The sequence below is a fragment of the Selenomonas sp. genome (assembly GCF_057272215.1).
On the sequence record NZ_DBHIUY010000010.1, the window covers coordinates 38,905 to 61,333 of the forward strand.

Below are 22,429 nucleotides of genomic sequence, written 5' to 3' on the forward strand. Positions count from 1 at the left end.
ACCAAAAAAATCTAATATATTGTATAATTAAACAAAAAACCTGAAAAACCTTCCTGACGAAATAATCGAGGAGAAAAAACATGCACACGAATAAATTTTCCCTGCCACAAGGCGTCGTCACCTTTTCTTACACACTCTCCGAGCACATCTACACGCTCATCACCGGAGGCCGTCCGCCTGCGGTCGATTGGCTTCAAGAGGCGCTTTGCGGCAAACTCTGGGCAATCGACCACGGCATCGACCTCTGCTATGCGATGAACCGCATCCCCGACTTCCTGCTCGGCGACGGGGACAGCGCCGCACCCGCCGCTTGGGATTGGGCGCTCACCGCAGGTGTAGAAACCGAGCGCTTCCATGTAAAAAAAGACCTCACAGACACACAGATTGCCCTTGCAAAGATCAAAGCCACTTCCCCCGACGCCTTTCTCCTGCTCACGGGAGCTTTCGGCGGGCGCTTCGACCATGCTATAAGCACGCTTTTTTCATGTGCGTTCAGCAACATACCGATGATCTTGGCGGACGAAAAAGAAGCGTGTTTTTTCCTGCACGGAAAGGACAGCCTGACCTTCCAAGCAGCGAAAAAGCCCAAAGCCCTCTCGCTTCTCTCCTTGACAGCCGAGTGCCGCGGCATATCCGTCACAGGAACGGAGTGGCAGCTGGAAAACGCCGTCCTGCGCAGCGATGCCCCCTACGCCGTCAGCAACGAACTTGCCGCAGACAGCTCATCCTTCTCTGTCCGGCTGAAAGAAGGCACGCTCGCCGTCTACCTCTATTGGCAATGACGGCGAAAGCCACGCCGCACGCCTACCGCTTCATAGAGCAGGAGCGTCGCCGCTGTTGAAACATTGAGCGATTCCGCTTTGCCGAACATCGGGATGAAAAGCCGCTTCTGCGCCATCCGCCGAATCTCGTCCGACACGCCGTTGCCTTCGTTGCCGAAAGCGAGCGCGACGCCGCCGCTGTAGTCTGCCGCATAATACGGCTGCGCCGCTCTGTCGAGGTCGGCGGCAAGCAGGCGTACGCGCCCTCGCTGCAGAAAAATGCGCAACGCTTCGCACGATACATTTCGTATGATCGGCACATGAAAGACCGACCCCATACTCGCGCGCACCGCCTTGGAGCAAAACACGTCGATTGTATCTTCCAAACAAAGAACGGCGTCTGCTCCCGCCGCATCCGCCGTACGCACAATCGTCCCTGCATTGCCCGGATCCTGCACACCGTCAAGCACGACGACAAGCATATCCGTCTGCGGGGCAAGCGCTGCCAAGTCTGCGCATCGTTCCTCCACAGCAAGAAGAATCCCCTGCGGCGTATCTGTATCACTCACCTTCCTGTAAACCTCGGACGTCACCTCGTAGAGTGGACAGCCGAACTCTGTCAGACGAGCGACGATACGCTGCACACGCACCTCTCGCACAGCTTCCGCCGTGACGAGGCAAAGGCGCATCCCCCAGCCCGCCTCCGCCGCCATCTCGACGAGGCGCACGCCCTCGGCGGCGACGACGCCATCCGCCCTGCGTCGCCTGGCATTCTTCAAACGCACAAGCCACTTGATCTTCTTGTTCTGCACACTCTCGATCTTTTCCATCGTTCCTCCATGAAAATCGTACAGATTACACATACAAACGTCTATCCAAAAGACACCGCGCGCCGCCCTTAACGAAAGTTCGCCAATCCGTCTGCGCTCTTTGGACTTGCCTTCTTAGACCTCTATAATAAAAAAGAGGAGCTAAAAAAGCTCCCCCTTCGTCATATTCTTACTGATTTTCCTTAGCGATGGCAACGAGCTGGGCAAACGCCTTCTCATCATGCACGGCAAGATCGGCAAACATCTTGCGATTGACCTCAACGCCAGCCTTCGTCAAACCGTTGATAAGACGGCTGTAGGAAATGCCGTTCATGCGTGCAGCCGCATTGATACGGGCGATCCAGAGCTTACGGAACTCGCCCTTCTTCGCACGACGGTCGCGGCGAGCATAATAGAGCGCCTTCATGACCGTCTCGTTTGCCTTCTTGAACTGCTTGCTCTTCGCGCCGCGATAGCCCTTGGCGAGCTTCAAAATCTTCTTATGGCGGCGATGCGCCGTAACGCCGGATTTTACTCTTGGCATAACCTTATTCCTCCATTATCTTCTGTCGAATATTATTTGTTCAGCATATCGCGCACGCGCTTGTGGTCGGCAGCAGCGACAAGCGTCGCTTTGCGCAGGTTGCGCTTGCGCTTCCTCGTCTTCTTCTCCAAAATGTGGCTCTTGAACGCCTTGTTCCGCTTAAACTCACCGGAACCCGTTATCGAAAAGCGCTTTGCAGCGGCTCTGCGTGTCTTTACCTTTGGCATGTTTATTTTCCTCCTTTAGTCTGCGCCTTCGGGGCAAGAATCATCGTCATATTTTTGCCCTCCAGCTTCGCATCGCGCTCGATGGAAACGAGCTCCTTGAGCTGATCGGATACGCGGTTCAAAACCTCTCTGCCAAGTTCCGGATGCGACAATTCACGGCCACGGAACATAATCGTGACCTTGACCTTGTTTCCTTCTTCAAGAAAGCGAAGAGCATTCTTGAGCTTCACGTCGAAATCATGCTGCTCGATGTTCGGGCGCAGCTTGACCTCCTTGATCGTGACGATCTTCTGCTTCTTCTTCGCCTCCTTCTCCCTTTTTTGCTGCTCGTAACGGTACTTACCGAAATCCATGATGCGGCAGACAGGAGGCTTCGCTTTCGGCGCAACCTCGACGAGATCGAGATGCTGCTCCTCCGCCATACGCAAAGCATCGCGTGTCGCCATGATGCCAAGCTGCTCGCCGGACGCGCTCGTGACGCGCACCTCGCGAATGCGGATTTCTTCGTTGATTCTTAAAGATTCCCTGCTAATGGGAAAACACCTCCCGGTGAACGAGCAAAATAAAAGGGCGGCAGACGCCACCCCTTCCTTTTGCAAACCCTGCATATAAGACCCGTCCGACATATATCGGCAGGTGAGAAGCGGCGGCCTCTTCTTGAATTACTTTGCTAGAATACCATAAAAACCTACGTGCGTCAAGGAATTTTTTCAAAACCCGGCGCATGAGGGCGCAAGGGTTCAAACAAAAAGTTCGATCACGCGCGGCACGACCTCAACATGCATAGGAAGCGGCGGTCCCTGCTCACCATCAACATCGCTCAAAAGCGGCGCATCCGCCGCAATATGAAACTCGCTCGCCTGCAAATACAGCACGTTCTTCTCGGAGATACCCTTTCCCGCAACAATTTCCGCCGTCAAAGCGACAAGCTCCGGCAAACTGCACTTCTTCACGAGCAGAAGATCGAGCTTACCGTCGTCGATGCTCGCATGTGCCGCCACATTGTTGAAGCTGCCGACAACGCCGCTGTTGGCAATCACAAAGAGAAATCCTTCCACTTCGCGCATCTCGCCGTTTGCCTCGATGGAAAATTTCACCGAACGAAACTTCGGCAGTTCGCTGATTCCCTTCAAGTAATATGCCATTTTCCCCAGCGTATTTTTCAGCCGCACGTCAACCTCGTGCGCGATATTCGTCATAACGCCGGCGCTTGCCACATTGATGAAATACTCCTCGCCGATGCGCCCGAGATCGACACGCATCGTCTTACGCGCGAGAATCCGCGCGATGTACGCCTCAAGATCTCCTGCAAGACCGAGATACGTCGCAAAATCATTCGACGTACCGCTGCCGATAATCGCCAAAGGAACATCAATTTTCTCGCGTACGATCACATTGACGACCTCATGCACCGTACCGTCGCCGCCCGCAACGAGTATCCCCTCCGCGCCCGACTCGCGCACATAGAGCGCAAGATCGCCGAGCGCTTTGCTCGTGCGATAGAGGATGAGCATACAGCCGAGCTTCTGGAAGCGCCAGATCATCTCATCGAGCCGCTGCTTGAAGGATGCGTTGCCCGAAACGGGATTATAGACCAGCAAGAACTTTCTCATGACTTCGCCCCCGTATGGAAAACACCGATGCGCCGCAAAAAACGAATACTCAAAGAGCCGATGAACGGTATGCGCGCCATGTCCTCCTCCAAAAGACCGCCGATAAGAAGCAGCGCCGCTACATAGACGACGACGCCGACAAGCACAGAGCCAAACGTCGCCGCTGCATTGACGGCGAACGTATGCATGACGAAACCATAGAAAACATACACAGCCCCTGCCATGACAGCCGCAGCCGCCATCGTCTTACAAAACTGCAGAAGCTCCATGCGATAGCCGATATATCGCCGAATGAAATAGAGATTGATGACAGCGGCAACCCCCATATCCGCCGCCGTCGCCCATGCCGCGCCCATGATACCGAGCCACGGAATCGCCGTCAAAACCCAGTTGAGAACAACCTTGACGACAGCGGCAAGAATCATGTTAATCATCGGGATCTTCGGATGCCCAAGCCCCTGCAGGACCGCCGTCGATACCTGATGCAGCCCGAGAAGCACAATGGAAAACGACGAGACGAGTACGGCGGGACCTGCGCCCGGCGCATTATAAATAAGCGTCGAAATCGGCGTCGCCAGCACAAGCACAACGACGAACGCAGGGAAGCATACGAAGTTCGATATGCGCACGGCAGCCGCCGTCTGATTGTAGACGCGCTGCGTATCTTTCAATGCGCGCGCCTCCGAGATGGCAGGCACAATACTCACTGCCAAAGACGCCGTGAGAATCGTCGCCAGATTGACGAGCGGCACCGCCATGCCCGTGAGATAGCCGAAAAGCTCCGTCGCCTGCGGCACCGTATAGCCCGCGACCTCCAGCCGTTGCGGCACGATCAAGAGATCGAGGTTCGACACGATCGGCAGCATGATACTCGCTGCCGACACGGGCAGTGCGAGCGAAAAAATGCGCTTGATGATCGCCCCGAGCGGCGTCGGCTCCTTCCCCGGCGGCGGCGCAAGATTCGAACCGTATTCTCGCTCGATATCCTTGTCGAGCTTCCAATGATAATACACGAGCACCAAAAGTCCGCCGATGGCGCCGGCAAACGCACCGAGGCTCGCCCCCGCCGCCGCATAGTCAATCCCCATCGGCAGCAGGAGACTCGCAAAAATCACCATCGTAAGCACGCGGAAGATCTGCTCGATGATCTGCGAAACCGCCGTCGGCGTCATGCGCTGCCACCCCTGCAGATAGCCGCGTGAGCTTGCGAGCAGCGTCACAAAGAAAATCGTCGGCGAGAGCGCCACAACCGCCATATAAGCGCGTGGATCGCGAATGAACTGCCATTCGATAAGCCAACCCGCGCCGAAATACGTCAGAAGCGAAAACAAAAGACCCGTAAAGAACATCAAAGTCATGGATATGCGAAAGACGCGACGCGCTCCAAATACGTCTTTCAAAGCGACGCGCTCCGCCGTGATGATCGATATGGCGACAGGCACACCCGCCTGTGAAATACTCATAGCAAAAAAATAAATCGGAAAAGCCATCTGGTAAAGCCCGATGCCCTCGCCGCCCAAAATGCGCGAAACGAAAATCCAGTTCAAAGAGCCGATGACCTTCACGACAAAGCTCGCCACCGTCAAGATCAATGTTCCCTTGAGGAAGCTCTCCGCCTTGCTCTTGCCTGTAGATTTCTGATTACTGATACAAAACACCGCCTAACTGCCCAATTCCCCTCTTCCATTTTTCACAGCTATACGGAATACAGAAAAGCCGCTTTGCAAAAATGTACGAATTTCTATATAATAAGAGGAATGATGCATCTTCTGCACCCTGAAATTCCCTAGAACTTAACGTAGGAATTATACCATTTCTGCCGGAAATATACTAGGTCGATTTTGTTACAATACTTGAGGTGTCTTCTCTATGGAAATCAATCTCATCGGTTTCAATACGACGCTCGGCAAGAAAAAGCCGGAAAACATCATCAACAAGACCGCCCCCTGCCCCTTCTGCGACCGCGAGAAACTCTCGGGCATCGTCGATACAGACGGTGACCTCATCCTGCTCAAGAACAAATACAACGTCATCGAAGACGCCGACCAGTTCGTCCTCATCGAAAGCAAGATCTGCCACTCGGACATGCCTGACTACTCCGCAGATCACATGCACCGCCTCATTCGCTTCGGCGTGCATCACTGGCAAAAAATGCAGAACTCCGGCGACTATGAAACAGTCATCTTCTTCAAGAACTTCGGTCCTCTATCCGGCGGTACACTACGCCATCCCCACATGCAGATCGTCGGCTTTCACGCACTCAACGAACATCTGACCTTCGATCCCATAGAATTCAAGGGATTGACCATCCACGAAGAAAACGGCGTCGACTTCAACATCGCTACCTGCCCGCGCATCGGCTTCAGCGAATTCAACATCGTGCCAACGGCAGGCGCCCCTATAGACACGGTAGCCGACGACATACAAATCGCCGTCGACTACCTCATGCGCCACTTCAACAAACGATGCAACAGCTACAACATCTTCTTCTACCAGGAGCGCGGCGTCATGCGTGTCAAAATCATGCCAAGATTCGCCACATCCCCCCTCTTTATCGGCTACAATATACGATTCCGCCCAAGCAATCTGGAAGATTTGCGCGATGATGTACGAAGAATATATTTCAGCGGCAGTAAACCGCAAGCGTAACGGTGCTATGTCGAGGATTTGTCAACGACGAGAATACAGTGTAGCTGTATGAAGATGGAAGCTGCATTTGTCAGAGCTTCCTTAACCGTCTTACTTACATAAGAGAGGGTTTGTTGCATAAAGAAAATGCGTCTTATGCAACAAACCCTCTTCTATTTCTTCTTTACTCGTGGCGCGGGCAGCTCCTCATACATCGCATGCACCAACTCGCTCAAAAACGCCTTATCCTCCAAGCGATCCACCAACAACATTTCCTTCGCCCCCTCATAAGGCAGTTCATACGCTGCATCCGGCATATGCACAACAGCTGCCTTGACCGGCTTCACAAGGAATCGATCATCGTAAATTCCTCCGAAGATTTTTTTCTTATAATAAAGGATGTACTCGCCCATCATAGCACGATAGGAAATATCTTCCAAACCGGATAGCTGTTCCAATACGAACTCCAGATACTCTTTCGTCGATGCCATAAACATTCCTCCATCAACATGACTTCCTCATCACTCCACATTCAGTCCCACATCGTCCCTCAACTGTATAGCTTCTCCCACATGCTTCGCCTCGATCGTCGCCGCCCCGTCAAGATCGGCAATCGTGCGAGCGACCTTGATGATGCGGTCATACGAGCGTGCCGACAAATTCATGACTTGAAATGCCTGCGCCAAGAGATTCTGCGCCTCCGGCTCAAGATGGCACGTCTTTTTCAAAATCGCATGACTCATCTGCGCATTGCAGAAAATGCCCCATTCACGCAACCGCTCCATCTGAATCTCTCGCGCAGCCAGGACGCGCTCACGAATCATAGCCGAAGATTCCGCCTTCGCCACAGATGTCATATCCTCGTACTTGACGCGCGGCACATGGACATGAATATCAATGCGATCGAGCAGCGGCCCCGAAATTTTCCGCGTATAGCGCTTGATCTCATTCGGCGTGCAGTCGCAGCTCTTCTCCTTGTCGCCAAAATAGCCGCACGGACAAGGATTCATTGCCACGACCAAAATGATACGAGAGGGAAACGTCAAAGTCGCATTGACGCGTGCCACGGTCACAGCACCGTCCTCCAACGGCTGGCGCAGGACTTCCAGCGTCGACTTGCCGAACTCCGGCAGCTCGTCGAGAAACAGCACGCCGTGATGCGAGAGCGTCACCTCGCCCGGACGCGGGATGCTTCCGCCGCCGATCATCGCCACCGTCGACGTCGTATGATGCGGACTGCGAAAGGGACGCTCTTCGACGAGACCGCTGCCGTCCTTCAAAAGCCCCGCGATGCTGTAGATCTTCGTCACCTCCAACGCTTCCTGCCGCGTCATCGGCGGCAGAATCGACGGCAGACGGCGCGCGAGCATCGTCTTGCCCGAGCCTGGAACGCCGACCATCAACAGGTTATGCCCTCCCGCCGCCGCGATCTCCAAAGCACGCTTGGCGAAGAACTGCCCCTGCACATCGGCAAAGTCATCCGAAGGCACTTCCATATCGCTTGGTGCACTGGGATTCACCTCCAACGGAAGCAATTCCGCCTTGCCCAAGAGAAAATCGTACATCTCGCGCAAGTTTTTCGGCGCATACACGCGGATACCGTCGACGAGCAATGCCTCACTGCCGTTGCCCGGCGCAACGAAGATTTCCTTGAAACCATGCTCCTTCGCCCCGACCGTCATCGGCAGCACACCGCGCACACTCCGCAATTCCCCCTCCAAAGAAAGCTCTGCCGCAAACAAGGCACGCTCCATGCGCTCTGCCGGAATCAGCCCATACGCCGCCAAAAGCCCGACGGCAATCGGCAGATCCAGCCCCGAGCTGTCCTTTCGTATATCTGCAGGCGCAAGATTGATCGTCACCCGCGCAGGCTTGAGCTTCACGCCCGTATTCTTGATCGCCGTGCGCACACGCTCACGCGACTCCTTCACCGCCGTATCAAGAAGCCCGACGATGTCGAACGCAGGAAATCCATAAGAAACATCAACCTCGACATCGATGATCCTCCCATCGACCCCGAAAGTCACCGCACCATACGATTTAGCAAACACAAAGCTGCACCTCTTTTTGATTGGAATGGTGTTTCTTTTGTTTACTATTTTTCTCCATTGATGAGATTTAATCCTGCTTGCTGCCCATGGTTTAGTGTAAAATGCCAAGAGGTCAAGCCCGAAGGGAGGCAAACTGATTGGTTAAGTTTAGGTTATCCCTTCACCTTGTTCATCATTAAGCGAGCATCACTGCAACGCTTTTCCTGTGCAGATTATCTGATACAGATCACTCCGCATCAAATCATTCTTTACCACGCTCCGCAATTTCCACACGATAAAATGCGATCTTATCATCGAGCGCCTCCATATGTGCGTGCAGTTTCTCCATCTCCGCCGCAAGATTAGCACGATGCGCTGTGAGCATTTCCATCCGCGCCGAGAGGGTATCATCACCCTCTGACCGCAGTGCGGCATAACGCCGAATCTCCCGAATCGGCATTCCCGTCTCCTTGAGGCGTAGGAGAAATGCCGCCCACGCAACATCACGTTCAGAGTACCGCCGCCGATTCGCCGTCGTACGCTCCGGCAAGATCAGCCCTTCATGTTCATAGTAGCGCAGTGTATGAATGCCAAGACCCGTTTTCCGAGAGAATTCACCAATGCTATATTCCATAAAATCTCCTCCTTGACATAGAGTATACTCTACATTATAAAGTAGCACCAAAAGAAGGTTTTCCGTAAGCAAAGCAATGTTGTCTTGCTTACAAAACACATTATACGAGGAGGATTTCTCTCATCATGACCAAACAAAACAACAAATACGCTGTCATCACAGGGGCAAGCTCAGGTATCGGAGCTGCAACGGCAAAGGCATTCGCCATGCGTGGACACAACCTCATCCTTATTGCGCGACGCACAGAACGACTAAATGCTCTAAGGAAAGAACTTCTTGCCGCACATCCGACACTTGACATTATCGTCAAGACTGCCGATCTCTGCCTTGCCGAAAACATCACGCAAGTCTATGATGCAGTGAAAGAGTTGCCGATCCGGACGTGGATTAACAATGCGGGCTTTGGAAACTATGGCGCAGTCGGTGCATCTGACCTCGGCAAAATGCGGCAAATGCTCCATCTGAACATCGAGGCACTGACCGTCTTTTCCACACTCTTTGTACGAGACTTCGCTGAGATAGAAGATGCGCAGCTGATCAACGTTTCCTCCGTTGGCGGCTACACCATTGTCCCAACTGCTGTCACCTACTGCGCGACAAAATTCTATGTCAGTGCCTTCACCGAGGGGCTCGCACATGAGCTCACGGCACGTGGTGCGAAACTGCGTACGAAACTCCTCGCTCCTGCTGCAACGCAGACCGAGTTCGGCGCAGTCGCAAACAACAACCCCGCCTACGACTACAACAAGGCATTCGGCACCTATCACACGAGCGATCAAATGGCAGAGTTCCTGCTCGCCCTATACGATAGCGACCAGACAATCGGTATCGTTGATCGCGAGACCTTCGCATTTCGTTTGTGCCTGCCACAGTTTCCCTATGCGGGAGGTTCTGCACATAATCAAAATGTAGTCGATGAGTAATTAAGCCCTCTCCTTATAATGTGCCGTCAATGTACGCAGCCGTGTGCGGATCGCCGCTCTGAGTGCCATAGGCTCAACCACACACACCGCATCTCCATAGTGGATGAAATAGTCTGCAATGAATGTCTCCTCGCCCACATTATAAAATCCATGGATATAGTACCGCCCGTTCTCCTCCACAAGTCGCATGGATGGATAGTGTTCTTTATAAAAAAAATCTCGTCCTTTTGCTGTAATTTTGACAACAAAGGAGAGAGCATCTGCACGGCAATAGAGATCCTCTGCAGGACGAGCAAATGCTGAAAGAGGCATCCCCGTTGCATCCGTACACGCCTCCACGGAAGTGATTCGATCACACCGAAAGACACGCGCCTGCCCCATCTCGAAATCGTGTGCCGTTCCATACCACTGCCCATACGCTGCGCGAATCTCAAAGAACTGTACTGTATAGCGGCGCAGTTCTTTCTTTTGGTATTGAATCACGCAAGGCTGCTCTTGCACCGCAAACTGTAAAATCTCGCGCAGACACGTGCTCTCATTCGCGTGCTTCGTCACATCAAGGCGTAAAATATCCGCGATACGATGCAGGGAAGCTCTGTGAAGAGGGGCGCACTCCTCAAATTTCTCCCGCAGACGCGCCACATCCAGATGAAACGGTGTAGTCTGATATGAGTCGAGCGTACGCATTGCAACGTAGAGCGCATATATTTCATCTACTGTAAAAAGGATCGGCATAAGTAGACGCTTCGGTAAGATCCCATATGATCCGCCGCGTCCTGCGCGTGTAAAAATTGGCAGTCCCAACTCCTCAAGTGCACGCACATCGCGCAGAGCGGAGCTGCGCGAAATACTGTATCGCTCCATCAGATCGCGCAGTTGAAAAGAGTTCTTTCCCGAAAGATAACGTATCATATCGTTCAGACGCTCGGATTTATTCATATACATCCTCCATAAAAGTGCCGCAAATTGACACCTTTTTATACTATACTATAACTATTCCACAAAGAAAAGGAGTATGGATATGAACATGAGTAACGAATTTCTGCGCCTGATGGCAGCACATCAAGACCTCGCACTTGCTACATCGGTGGACAATACGCCCCATGTGCGCATTGTGAATTTTGTCTATGCAGAGGAGAAAAAGCTCGTCTACTTCGCAACCTTTCCAGACAATGCAAAGGTTGGTGAAATCGACGCAAACCATACAGTTTCGTTCACTACGATCCCTCATGACGGAGGAACAGCACACGTCCGTGCCGTCGGCACTGCCGCGAAGAGCACGCGCAGTATCTTCGACCTCGCCGATACATTCACGGCAAAGATTCCGGGCTACGATGAAACAATTGCTGCGGTCGGTGACGCACTCATCGTCTACGAGATCGCATTCCCCACCGCAACGGTTACTGTGGATATGGAGCACAGCGAGACGATCGAGATTTGAGTGTTGTTTCCCCATACCGATGATTGAAGAGCATCTTTCTTAGGACGGCTGAAAGGTCGTCCTTTTTTCTGCGTCTGTAGCGAGGCTGCTTCTGGTAAATGGAATCTTTTGTGTGAAAGGTGACCTCTGGAAGTTATATCTTCACCCCCTAATGCCAATCTCAATCCCGCCCTTGAAAATAACAACTACCGCGCCGTCCTCCTTGACCACAATGTAATCAAGCAGACCTCCCCATAGCTCCTCGTCAAACTCAACCTGCTCCCCATTGATGCCACATACCACTTGAATCATGGTCTCCAAGGTGTTTCTCTTGCTCTCCCTCGCGGCAATTTGCTCGTCCAACTGCTCCATATCCCCCTGCTTTTTCATATAGAGCGCACGAATCTCATTTTCCTGTTTCAGATATAACGTCTGATCCTGTGCCACCCGTGCATTCTCGCGAATCAGCGTTTCAAGGCGTTCTGCTAAAACACGAAGTTCTTGCTCTACCCTACCGCGCTCCTCTATCAGTTCCTCCGTTTGGCAAACGCTATCAATCAGGCATCGAAGTTCCGCAATCACGTTCTCTTTGACTTCCACCAACGAGTTCATTGCCTTAACGAAAATCTGTTTGATCTCATCCTCCGTCAGATGCCTCGTGCTGCACGACTTTCCCCTGTGGGCATATTTCTTGTTGCAGCAGTAAATGACTCTGCGGTACTTATCCGTGGGGTGGCATACCTTCGCCCCGTACCAACTGCCGCAGCAGCCGCATTTGATTTTGTTCGCGAAGATACTCACTCCGCTGTGCTTGCCGTTCTGTTCTCTACGCTTTATCTCCGATTGTACAAAATCGAACAAGTCCGGCGGGATAATCGCCTCGTGGTGCTCCTCCACATAATACTGCGGAATCTCGCCCGTATTCTTCCGTCGCGTCTTATCGAGGAAGTCCGCCGTGTACTCTTTCTGGATCAGTGCGTCGCCACGATACTTCTCGTTGGTAAGAATGGAGCGCACCGTAGAAATGTACCACTTATCCTTTCCCGACGGAGATTTGATGCCGCGCTTTTCCAGTTCCTTAGTGATGGCGTAGAAGGATCGCCCGCCGCGGAAGAGTTTGTAGATGAGCTTCACCACTTACGCCTGTTCCTCGTTGATTTTGAAATCCTTGTCATAGCCGAGGAATGCACTGTAGCCCACACTGGTCTTGCCCTCAGCGAACTGCTTCCGCTTGCCCCATGTGGTGTTCTCCGAGATGCTGCGGCTTTCCTCCTGAGCCAGGCTGGACATAATCGTTATAAGGAGTTCCGTCTTACCCCTAACTTTGATACAATCTAACGATGCACCCCCTATACCCGATTAACGATGCACCCCCTTGCACCCCCCTGCCTATCGTTAAGCGAGTATGCGCCGCGAAGCCGCATAAATCAAGGCTTCTCGGCATAGTGCTAGGGGGTGCATTTGCACCCCCTAGGTCGAGATTTTGCACACCCTAGCCAGAAAAACTGGACACGAGAATCTAAAAATTGGTCATGGAATCTGGATGTCGAACAAGACTGCTCGAAGAGCTGTACATACGCTGACAGACTCCATAGACTATAAGACTACATCTATCTTTTCCCTTCCCCTTTTTGCTCTCTTGAAAGAATCATTAAAACATGCTATCATAGTTTTATTCATTTTGTGTTTTACATCATTCAAGGAGGCTCTTATCGCATGAAAAAGAAGGAACTGGCAAGAAAGATTACGAGCTGGCTCACCTTGGGCGCATTCTCTGTGCAGCCGATGCTTGCTTTTGCGGAGGAAATTCTTCCGGACAACAACGCCCCAGTTGCGGAACGCCCCCTTGTAACGGAAACGGCAAGCGGCAATCCCCTCGTTCAAATCACAGCGCCCACGGCAGGCGGCGTGTCTGTCAACCGCTATGAATTCTTTAATGTTCCCGAACGCGGCGCCATCCTCAACAACAGCTACAGCCTCACCTCCACCGAGCTTGCGGGATACGTGCAGGGGAATCCAAATCTCGCCGCAGGCACGGCACGCATCATCGTCAACGAAGTCACGAGCGCCAATCCGTCTGAACTGCGCGGCTTTTTAGAGGTCGCAGGCGACAGAGCCGGCATCGTCATCGCCAATCCCAACGGGATTCTGGCAGACGGTGCCGGCTTTTTGAATACCGCCAGAGTGACGCTTGCCACCGGGCGCACCGAGATGGATGCATCGGGCAATCTCGCTGCCATCCGTGTGGAAGGCGGCACTCTCTCTGTCACAGGCAACGGTCTCAATGTCCAAGGTGTAGACTCTGCGGAAATCTATGCCCGCGCCATCGAAATCAATGCCGGACTCTGGGCGAAAAACGCCAAGCTCGCTGCCGGAGCCAACGAAATCCGCTATGCCGATGGCACCATCACGCCCATAAAAGGCACGGAGGACACGCCGACTTACGCCCTCGATCTCGCTGCCATCGGCGGCATGTACGCGAACCGCATCGAGCTTATCGGCACGGAAAAAGGACTCGGCGTCAACCTCGCGGGACAGATCACGAGCACGGAGGCCACATCCCTCGACGTCAACGGTAACCTCAAGACATCGGGCAACCTCTACACGGACGGCTCGACTCGTATTCGTGCAAACGAAATAGAAAACAGCGGCGCTGTTTACAGCAAGGAAAACACCGTCCTGACGGCTTCATCCTTGCAAAACAGCGGCAAGATCGTTGGCGGAGCAGATACGGCAATCCATGCCTCAGCCATCGCCAATACCGGCACGCTCGCCGCCGCCATCGCTCCCTCGGGCAAAACAAACGATGCCGGCACGCTCACTGTTACGGCAAAAGAATTCGACAACAACAACGCCCAACTCCTCAGCGGCAAAGACATCGCTGTATCCGCCGAAAACATGCACACGCAAAACAGCCGCATCGCGGGTAACGGGGATATTTCCCTTGTCGCCCAGAATGCCCTGACCGTTGAAAACAGCGCCGTCCAAAGCGGCAAAGACCTGTCCGTCGAAGCGAACGTCCTGCCCCTTGGCGGCAATCTCTCCAGCGGCAGGGATATGACCATCGCAGTAAAAAGCGACCTCTCCAACGAGGCGGCGTCCGAGGACTTCGGCAATCTCCATGCGGGAAGAAACCTCACGGCAAACATCCGGGGAAACATCCGCAATCAGAGGGCGATGAATGCAGGCGGCACGCTTTCCCTTACGGCAGACGGAAGTCTCACGCAATCCGCTGCGGGAGTACTCTCGGCAGGGCATCTCCATGTCAGGGCGGCAGATGTAGAAAATAGCGGTCTTGTTCAAGCGAAGGAAGAAACAATTCTCCATACTGCACAGCTCAAGAATGACGCCACCGGCGGAATCTATGGCAGAAGAATCAACGTACAGGCAAAGAACGGCACGGAAGAAGACATCTCTGCCGCCGCGCTTTACAACAGCGGCAAGATCATCAGCGAAGCGGATACGACGATTCATGCTGCTTCCGTCGTCAACAAAGGCACGCTTGCTGCCGCCATCGCTCCCTCGGGCAAAGCGAACGATATCGGCACGCTCACAATCATGGCAAAAGAACTCAGCAATAACGGCGCACAACTCCTCAGCGGAAACAATCTTTCGCTTTCTGCCGAGAACCTTCATACACAAAGCGGTCAGATTGCAGGCAACGGGGATGTTTCCCTCACCGTCAAAAATGCGTTCGACATCCAAGACGCCTCTATCCAAAGCGGCAGAGACCTCTCCATTGAAGCGAGCGCCATGCCCCTTGCCGGCAATCTCTCTGCCAACCGAGATATGCGCCTCTCGCTCCATGACAGCGGCCTCTCCAACGAAGCTGCTGCAGAAAACTTCGGCAATCTCCATGCAGGAAGAAACCTCACGGCAAATCTTCAGGGAAACGTCTACAATCAACGAAAGCTGGAAGCTGGCGGCACGCTTTTCCTTGCAACGACAGGAAGCCTTACGCAAACGGCTGCGGGAGAAATCTCTGGAAAAAGCCTCACCATTCATACGACAGATATGGAGAATCGCGGCCTTGTTCAAGCCGACGAAGGAGCCGCTATCACCGCCTCGAATCTCAAGAACGACGCCACGGGCAGAATCTACGGCAATACGATCCATGTGCAGGCTTCGCATATCCGAAACGAAAAGCATGCCGCTCTTGAAGCGCGTCTGGCACAAGAGATGCGCATCCTCAAGGAAAAGGCCGAGCTCCTCGAAGCCGCGCATCGCGTCGACGTCACAAAGTTCACAACCCAGGCGAACATTGCCATTTACAACACGAACATCAAAACCGCCGAATCCGCCTACGACACACAGCAAAAGGTTGTAGATGCCGTCAAAGCCGAGCTCACCGCCCTTCCCTCAGGCGTCATCGCCGCACGTGAAGCTCTCGCTCTTCAGGCAAACTCCATCCAAAACAGCGGAAATGCCCTGCTCTACTCGGGCGGCGATCTTTCGCTTGCGGCAAAAGAAGAAGTCGCCAATCGCGGCGCACGCATCGAGGCGCAGGGCAGCATTTCCATCACCGCGCCTTTGACGAAGAACGAGAACGCCGCCTTCTCCGCCAAGCGTGTCATCACAGAGACGAAAGACAATCCCGTGAAGCTTCGCATTGATGAGGGCGGACACAAAGAATACGGCAAAGCCTTTCCCGCAGAAGAATTCCGTGACATCGACAGCGGTTACGGCGCATATCACAGCTACGTCGCCCTAAAGCCTATCTTCGAACTCGCTGCCTATAAAGAAATCCGGCAACTCTCCCCAGAAGAAATCGCCGCAGGAGGATCGCCCATTCCCGACGAACTCATCGGCAAGATCGCACCGAACTACGCCTACGACGATCCCATCTTCGAGCGCTTCAACGTGACTTCCATGCCCACTGCACGCCCTGCTGACGACAATCCTGCCGCACAAAAAGCATGGGATGTGCAGTATAAAGCCATCCTCACCAGACTCAATGAAAAGATCACGGCTTACAACGAAGAAGCAAAGGCGCACAACGCCTCCGTCGCTGAAGCCGCCGGACAAAAGATCGACAACTTCACCGTGATTCGCAGCTATTCGCAAATCTCCAACGAAAAAGTCACTTCGTCTCTTCCTGGCAGTATCCGTGCGGGGAAGAACATTCTCCTTCAAAGCGATGTCGAAAATGAAGACAGCAGCATCATCGCTGGCAATACGCTGAAAACCACAGGAGCGCTTCGAGAAGACGCAAAAAAGCAGCAGGAGCTTGCCGTCACTTTCGGAACGACGCAGGGAAGCTACACGAGAAGAGGCGGCTGGTTTCACCCAGGACGGGAGCGCCGCTACAATTCCCAAGTCTTTATGACGCCCGAAATCACCAAGAGCAATCCCTCCCCCATCGGCGTGCAGACCTATGAGGGCGGCAATGCTGCGTCCGTCGAAAAGGCGGACATCCAAGATGCACAGAGACAGCGCGTGCAAAACGCTCTTTCCCCTTTCGGACTCTCCCACACGAACGCATCCAAATCCGACGACCGTACGAAGATGGAAGCCCTCTTCGTCAGTTCTCTCTACCATGTCCATCCGGAATCCACGGCAAAGTATCTCGTAGAAACGGATCCCGCCTTTACCAACAAGCGGAAATTCCTCTCCTCGGACTACATGTACCGCCAAATGAAATGGGATCAAGACAAGATTCCCAAGCGCATCGGCGACGGCTTCTACGAGCAACAGCTTCTTGCCGATCAGATTCTAAGGCAGACGGGAAAACGCCATCTGGAAGGCTATACGGACGATGAAACTGCATTCAAAGCATTGATGGATGCGGGCATTTCCTATGCCAAAGAGATGAACCTCGCCCCAGGCGTCGCCCTCTCCAAGGAGCAGATCGCTTCTCTCACCTCGGATATGATCTGGCTCGAAGAGCGCGAGGTCGAAGTCAACGGTCAAAAAGAACGCGCCATATACCCCGTCCTCTATACCAAGAATACGGGCGGACTCAAGCTCACCGAAGGCGGCAGCCTCGTCTCGGCGAAGAACATCGTCGTCGAGACCAAGGAAGCCCTCAAGAATGCAGGCACGCTCTACGGGGAGAACATCCTCGCCAAAGCGGGAGATCTGGAAAGCTCGGGGCTTGTCCTCGGCAAGAACATCGCGTTACAGTCGGAAAAAGACATCCGCATCCAAGGCTCGGTTCTCGGCGAGAAGTCTGTCGTGTTGGAGGCCAAGGGCAATATAGCGGCAAAGAGCACGAGCGAGCATCTGGCGAACCAAGACGTACTGAACACGACGGCAGGCATCGCCGTCAAGGGCGCGGATGGCGTCCTCGTCGCCAGCGCAGGAAAGAACATCGAGCTTGTCGGCGCAACGCTCTCCGCGCTTGGCAAGAATGGCAGCGTCCTCCTCTCAGCGGGAGAAAACATCACGCTTGACACAAAGAAGCTCCAAAGCCAAAAAGACATGACGGAGAATGCAGAGAATTACCTGCGCACCAAGCGCGGTACAGAGCTTGGCACAGAGATTCGCGCCGATGGAAACATCTCCATAGCTGCCGGAAACGATCTGAAAGCAAGAGCCGCTGCCATCGCCAGCACGGAAGGCACGACCTCCCTCACCGCCGGAAAGGACATCACCCTCACCGCCGGACGCGAAACTGCCGAAGATCACTACGGTCATCGCCATACGGCAAGCGGCTTCCTGTCGAGCACCCGGACAACCATCCGCATCGACAATGCGGCGGACGAGGCGCGCGGCACGCTGGTCACAGGCAGGAACATCAATCTCGCCGCCAAACAAGATGTGACGCTGCAGGCGGCAAACGTCCTCGCGGACAATACCACGAATATCGCTGCAGGAAGAAACTTCACTGCGGCATCGGAAGAGAACTACGCCCATACGGACAGCTTCAAGGAAGAAAAGACTTCCGGCATCTTCTCCTCCGGCGGTCTCGGCTTCACCATCGGCACGCAGCAGGTCAAGAGCGAGCGCGACAGCTCTGCCCTTACACAGGCGGGAACGAACATCGCAGGCTTTGCAGGCGACGTCAAGATCACAGCCGGAGATACCGCACACCTCACATCGGCCAGCATCCTCGCAGGCAAAAATGCGAGCATCACGGCAAAGGAGACGCAGATCGACGGCAGGGAAAATATCTACCGCGATGTCTTGACGCAGGAGAGCCGAACAACGGGACTGACCGTCAGCCTCGGGCATGGACTCTTGAGCCTCGGACAGGAGATCGCCGCACCTTTGCAGCGCATGGGCGAAGTGCAGGACGACCGCTTGAAGGCCGTCTACGCCTGGAAGGCCGGCCGCCTCATCCATGAAAACTTCGGCAAGGGACAAAACCCGCTGAAGGATGCCTCGGGCTTCTCCTTGAATCTCAGCCTCGGCACAAGCAAGTCTTACAGCCGCACGGAGAGCGTCACCAAGGAATATGCGGGCAGCAAAATAGCCGCCGGAGAGAAAGCAACGCTCTCTGCCATCGAACGCGATCTTACCATCCAAGGCTCTAAAGTCGAAGGAAAGAACGTCGCCCTGACAGCAAAGCAGAATATACAGCTGACCGCCGGAGAAAACAGGAACCGCACGACGACGCAGAACGAAGCAAGCTCCGCCGGGATCGGTATCTCCTTCAGCCCGCAAGGACTTTCCGGGCTTTCCCTGCACGCAAGCAAGGCACAGGGAAACAGCCGGGAAAATGCGCTGACCTATACCCCGACGGAGATCGCTGCGAAAGACGCCCTGCAGATTGAAAGCGGCAAGGATACGAACATCCTCGGCAGCACGGTGCAAGGCAACAAGGTCACAGCAAAGATCGGCGGCAATCTCAACATCGAGACCTTGCAGGAAAAAGAAACCTACGAGGAGAAGAACACATCGGCAGGCTTCGATCTCTCGTGGGATATTCGCGCGGGAAAATTCTCCAAGCCCACGATCGGTCTTTCGGCGAACAGAGGAACGATCGACTCCCACTACCGCAGTGCAAGAGGTCAGTCCGGCATCTTCGCAGGCAAAGGTGGCTTTGATATCTATGTCGAAAAGAATACCGACCTCAAGGGTGCCGTGATTGCAAGCGAGGCGGATAAGGAGAAGAACCGCCTCTCGACAGGGATGTTTTCGTTCGGTAACTTGAAAAACGAGGCAGACTACAACTCGAAGAGCATCGGTGCCGAGTATCACCACTACGGCAGCTATGACAAGATGAGCCGACAAGAGAAGAACAAGGTCTATAACACCATAGGCCTCTCCCCCAACCTTTCCATGCCTGCCAAGGGCGATGCGAACAGCACGACAACTTCTGCCGTTGCACCGGGAACAATCGACATTCGCAAGAATCCCACGCAGGACATCTCTGCCCTGAGCCGCGATACGGCGAACACGCTGAATGAACTCGGGCGCATCTTTGACAAGCAAAAGATTGAAGAGCAACAGGAGCTTGCCAAAGCCTTCGGCGAAGAAGCCTTCCGTCTCGCGCATAACCTCCCCGACGACGGCAGCGGCCGAAAAATCGCTGTCCATGCCATCATCGGCGGCATCATGAGCCAGATCACAGGTGCTGGCTTTGCTTCTGGTGCGATTGGTGCAGGAGTAAATGAGGCTGTAATCGGCGAGATCAAGAAGATCAAGGATCCCGGCACGGCACAGATCGTCAGCGCGATTGTAGGAGCTGCTGCGGCGAAAGCGGTCGGCGGCAATGCCGGTGCTGGTGCGACTGCTGCGGCAAGCGGGACGAAGAACAACTTATTGACAAAAGCACAGTTCCTAGAGAAAGAGCGCCGTCTGCAAGCGGTCAATACAGAAGCCGAAAAAGAGGCGATCGAGCAGGAATATCGAAGACTCGACAAAGAAAAAGACCGGCAAGACGACGAAGAGGAAGAACGCCTGACAAAAGAAGGAATCCTCTCGCCCGATGAAATCGCTGATATCATCAACAAGAAAAATACCGATTACGTCACTTTCGACGGACTGCCACAAATTCGCTTAGGCAGGATTTCAGTCACGCCTGCGGACATGCGGAATCCGCTTATAGATGGAGCTGCTGGATTTGTTGTGGCGGTAGACAACAACATGTCCTTCGGCCTCGGCCAAGGTATTTACCAAGGATTGACAGGGCGCCGCATCGACAATCGAGACACTGTATTTTATCATCTCGCTACGCTTGCTGGAGATGTGGCTACCTTCAACCTCGGCCTGGGAAGCATCGGTATGGGATTCTCTATGGGCGCCAGCGGTCTCGTAGCGGCTCCAGAGACAGGCGGGCTCTCTCTTTCCATCTCTGCCAAAGGTGCTGCTCTTACAGGATATGGCCTCGTAATTACAAAAAATTCGCTGGATAATATGCAAAAGGATACATCCCGCTTCCTTGCTTCAGTTTCTAAATCTCAAATTAACGATCTTCCTGCCTATGTAATTGACAAGCGTGTACCTTTAGATTCAGAGACTGTTTTGCGAAATCCAGAGTACCATTTCACTGGAAAAATAAGAAAAAATGTAAAGATATACAAAAAAGGGAATTACTATTATTATCGAGATACACAACATATTGGTGAAAGTGCCCATTTAGAAGTTTTCGATAAACGTGGAAAACATTTGGGAGAAGCGGATCCTCAAACAGGAGAAATCAGACCAGGAACAGCGGATTCCGGCAAAAAATTGGAGCTGTGAAGATATGATTGTATCAGATTTAGGAAAACGTATCATACAAAACAAAGATCTATATCTCATAGAATATATGAATGATATGATTATAGTAAACAACGAGCAGAAAGGAATTACTATTTACGATGAAAATTTAAAAACAGTATATTCCCTGGAAATAATGCCGGGATTGATGATAGATGCCTGCTATAAAAATATGGATACAAAAGAGCTTTTGTTGTATTGCCGAGAAAATAACAAATTCATACACATAGAGATCTTAAAGAAAACATATAAGATAATAAAAATCCCAATAATATTTCAGGAAATAGTTTATTCTATGAGTTACCGTTGGAGAAAGGATAAAGTATACATTGGTGATTATAGCGAACATTTCTTTTGTATCGATATATCCTGTGCTGTCATCGAATCTATTTCTGTGGAAGATATTCAGTGCATCGATAAAGAATTTTATCTAGACTATCGCTTTTACCAAAAAGCAATAAAAGAAGATTATCAAAACGATATTATATATGCCAATGCAACTAAGGGTATTTTAGGATATAAGGATATAAATCACCACTACATTGTAGAGACATTCAAACCATTAACCAAATATGACCTAGGAAAAATACACGTAATACCCGATACCCCCTCTTGGAAACAAATACATTTTATTGATGTTATTGCAGATTTGCTTGTTTTGAGTAGTGAGGAGTGTGTTTATCTTTTTTGTAAAGCTGAATGTAAGAAAGTTCCTATTTCACAAGGTATGAGGTTTATACATGCCATAGGAAGCATTCGTAAAAGCATGTATTATCTATTTATCCTAACTTCCTCAAAACGAATGCGTTCTAATTCGTATGATATAATATGCAAGTTAGGCATCTCTATATAGATGATTTTAGGTATGTCAAGAGTTTTGTGTAAACATTTTTTCAGTACGCCGTATCATAGTGTTCCATCACCTTTGCCATACATTCATCCATCAATAGCTGTTGCGCACGAGCGCTCAGTTTGGGATCTTGCGTCCGCCCCACTTCTGTTGGAGTTTCTGCACCCGTAGGTACAGCAGCTTGGACACCGCATCTTCGTTGGGGAAAGAACTCCTCCGAACACATCCTTGCAGTCATCCGTGTCGTAAGCCATGATGGACGTGCACCGCCGTTTGCTGGATGCCGCCTCCGTGCGCAGAGAGCCGTACAGGTAATCGACGGACACGAACAGATAGGACGGCTTC

General features: G+C 52.6%; 16 protein-coding genes and 2 pseudogenes. 6 read left to right on the forward strand and 12 right to left on the reverse strand.

The features are described from left to right. Window positions 1-80: 80 nt before the first annotated feature. The gene (locus tag ACO5Z0_RS09450; RefSeq protein ID WP_485650095.1) at window positions 81-782 is read left to right on the forward strand and encodes a thiamine diphosphokinase; all 702 of its coding nucleotides are present in this window, start codon (window positions 81-83) and stop codon (window positions 780-782) included. On the opposite strand, the gene ACO5Z0_RS09455 is transcribed toward ACO5Z0_RS09450, so the two are convergent. The 6 genes from ACO5Z0_RS09455 to ACO5Z0_RS09480 all read right to left on the reverse strand — a co-directional run bounded on the left by ACO5Z0_RS09455 (window position 770) and on the right by ACO5Z0_RS09480 (window position 5,612). Further along, the gene (locus ACO5Z0_RS09455; protein ID WP_485650096.1) at window positions 770-1,591 is read right to left on the reverse strand and encodes a TrmH family RNA methyltransferase; all 822 of its coding nucleotides are present in this window, start codon (window positions 1,589-1,591) and stop codon (window positions 770-772) included. The two genes, ACO5Z0_RS09450 and ACO5Z0_RS09455, sit on opposite strands and share 13 nt — an antisense overlap. A gap of 169 nt (window positions 1,592-1,760) precedes the next feature. Beyond that, complete coding sequence (gene rplT, locus ACO5Z0_RS09460) at window positions 1,761-2,114, reverse strand: 50S ribosomal protein L20 (RefSeq protein WP_006192170.1); 354 nt, start codon at window positions 2,112-2,114, stop codon at window positions 1,761-1,763. Between the two features lie 32 nt (window positions 2,115-2,146). Further along, the gene (rpmI, locus tag ACO5Z0_RS09465) at window positions 2,147-2,341 is read right to left on the reverse strand and encodes a 50S ribosomal protein L35 (protein ID WP_442673262.1); all 195 of its coding nucleotides are present in this window, start codon (window positions 2,339-2,341) and stop codon (window positions 2,147-2,149) included. 2 nt (window positions 2,342-2,343) lie between these two features. Then, complete coding sequence (gene infC / locus ACO5Z0_RS09470) at window positions 2,344-2,925, reverse strand: translation initiation factor IF-3 (RefSeq protein ID WP_442673270.1); 582 nt, start codon at window positions 2,923-2,925, stop codon at window positions 2,344-2,346. A gap of 156 nt (window positions 2,926-3,081) precedes the next feature. Continuing rightward, a complete protein-coding gene (locus ACO5Z0_RS09475; protein WP_442673263.1) occupies window positions 3,082-3,954 on the reverse strand; it encodes a diacylglycerol/lipid kinase family protein in 873 nt (290 codons plus the stop codon). Then, the gene (locus ACO5Z0_RS09480; protein ID WP_485650097.1) at window positions 3,951-5,612 is read right to left on the reverse strand and encodes a putative polysaccharide biosynthesis protein; all 1,662 of its coding nucleotides are present in this window, start codon (window positions 5,610-5,612) and stop codon (window positions 3,951-3,953) included. The genes ACO5Z0_RS09475 and ACO5Z0_RS09480 overlap by 4 nt, the downstream gene beginning before the upstream one ends. 211 nt (window positions 5,613-5,823) lie before the next feature. On the opposite strand from ACO5Z0_RS09480, the gene ACO5Z0_RS09485 reads away from it, so the two are divergent. Further along, window positions 5,824-6,603 (forward strand): DUF4931 domain-containing protein, encoded by a 780-nt coding sequence (locus ACO5Z0_RS09485; RefSeq protein ID WP_485650098.1) that lies wholly within the window; start codon window positions 5,824-5,826, stop codon window positions 6,601-6,603. Window positions 6,604-6,755: 152 nt separating this feature from the next. Here the strand turns inward: ACO5Z0_RS09485 and ACO5Z0_RS09490 are convergent, their stop codons facing one another. From ACO5Z0_RS09490 to ACO5Z0_RS09500, 3 genes are all read right to left on the reverse strand, one after another. Further along, the gene (locus ACO5Z0_RS09490) at window positions 6,756-7,073 is read right to left on the reverse strand and encodes a TfoX/Sxy family protein (protein ID WP_485650099.1); all 318 of its coding nucleotides are present in this window, start codon (window positions 7,071-7,073) and stop codon (window positions 6,756-6,758) included. Window positions 7,074-7,103: 30 nt separating this feature from the next. After that, window positions 7,104-8,633, reverse strand: coding sequence for a YifB family Mg chelatase-like AAA ATPase (locus ACO5Z0_RS09495; protein ID WP_485650100.1), 1,530 nt, complete (start codon window positions 8,631-8,633; stop codon window positions 7,104-7,106). Between the two features lie 241 nt (window positions 8,634-8,874). After that, window positions 8,875-9,246 (reverse strand): MerR family transcriptional regulator, encoded by a 372-nt coding sequence (locus ACO5Z0_RS09500; RefSeq protein ID WP_485650101.1) that lies wholly within the window; start codon window positions 9,244-9,246, stop codon window positions 8,875-8,877. Between the two features lie 125 nt (window positions 9,247-9,371). Here ACO5Z0_RS09500 and ACO5Z0_RS09505 point away from each other — a divergent pair, with 125 nt between their 5' ends. Continuing rightward, window positions 9,372-10,169, forward strand: coding sequence for an SDR family NAD(P)-dependent oxidoreductase (locus ACO5Z0_RS09505; protein WP_485650102.1), 798 nt, complete (start codon window positions 9,372-9,374; stop codon window positions 10,167-10,169). On the opposite strand, the gene ACO5Z0_RS09510 is transcribed toward ACO5Z0_RS09505, so the two are convergent. Beyond that, window positions 10,170-11,114, reverse strand: a complete 945-nt coding sequence (locus ACO5Z0_RS09510; RefSeq protein WP_485650103.1) for a helix-turn-helix transcriptional regulator — start codon at window positions 11,112-11,114, stop codon at window positions 10,170-10,172. A gap of 76 nt (window positions 11,115-11,190) precedes the next feature. Here ACO5Z0_RS09510 and ACO5Z0_RS09515 point away from each other — a divergent pair, with 76 nt between their 5' ends. Then, the gene (locus ACO5Z0_RS09515; RefSeq protein ID WP_485650104.1) at window positions 11,191-11,610 is read left to right on the forward strand and encodes a pyridoxamine 5'-phosphate oxidase family protein; all 420 of its coding nucleotides are present in this window, start codon (window positions 11,191-11,193) and stop codon (window positions 11,608-11,610) included. Between the two features lie 141 nt (window positions 11,611-11,751). On the opposite strand, the pseudogene ACO5Z0_RS09520 reads toward ACO5Z0_RS09515, so the two are convergent. Further along, window positions 11,752-12,897, reverse strand: a pseudogene (locus ACO5Z0_RS09520) (recombinase family protein); the annotation flags it as partial. Between the two features lie 408 nt (window positions 12,898-13,305). On the opposite strand from ACO5Z0_RS09520, the gene ACO5Z0_RS09525 reads away from it, so the two are divergent. Both ACO5Z0_RS09525 and ACO5Z0_RS09530 read left to right on the forward strand, forming a co-directional pair. Continuing rightward, window positions 13,306-21,216, forward strand: coding sequence for a two-partner secretion domain-containing protein (locus ACO5Z0_RS09525; RefSeq protein ID WP_485650105.1), 7,911 nt, complete (start codon window positions 13,306-13,308; stop codon window positions 21,214-21,216). Window positions 21,217-21,220: 4 nt separating this feature from the next. Next, window positions 21,221-22,087 (forward strand): hypothetical protein, encoded by an 867-nt coding sequence (locus tag ACO5Z0_RS09530; RefSeq protein ID WP_485650106.1) that lies wholly within the window; start codon window positions 21,221-21,223, stop codon window positions 22,085-22,087. A 40-nt stretch (window positions 22,088-22,127) separates the two neighbouring features. On the opposite strand, the pseudogene ACO5Z0_RS09535 reads toward ACO5Z0_RS09530, so the two are convergent. Then, a pseudogene (locus ACO5Z0_RS09535) lies at window positions 22,128-22,303 on the reverse strand (IS256 family transposase); the annotation flags it as partial. Window positions 22,304-22,429 lie beyond the last annotated feature (126 nt).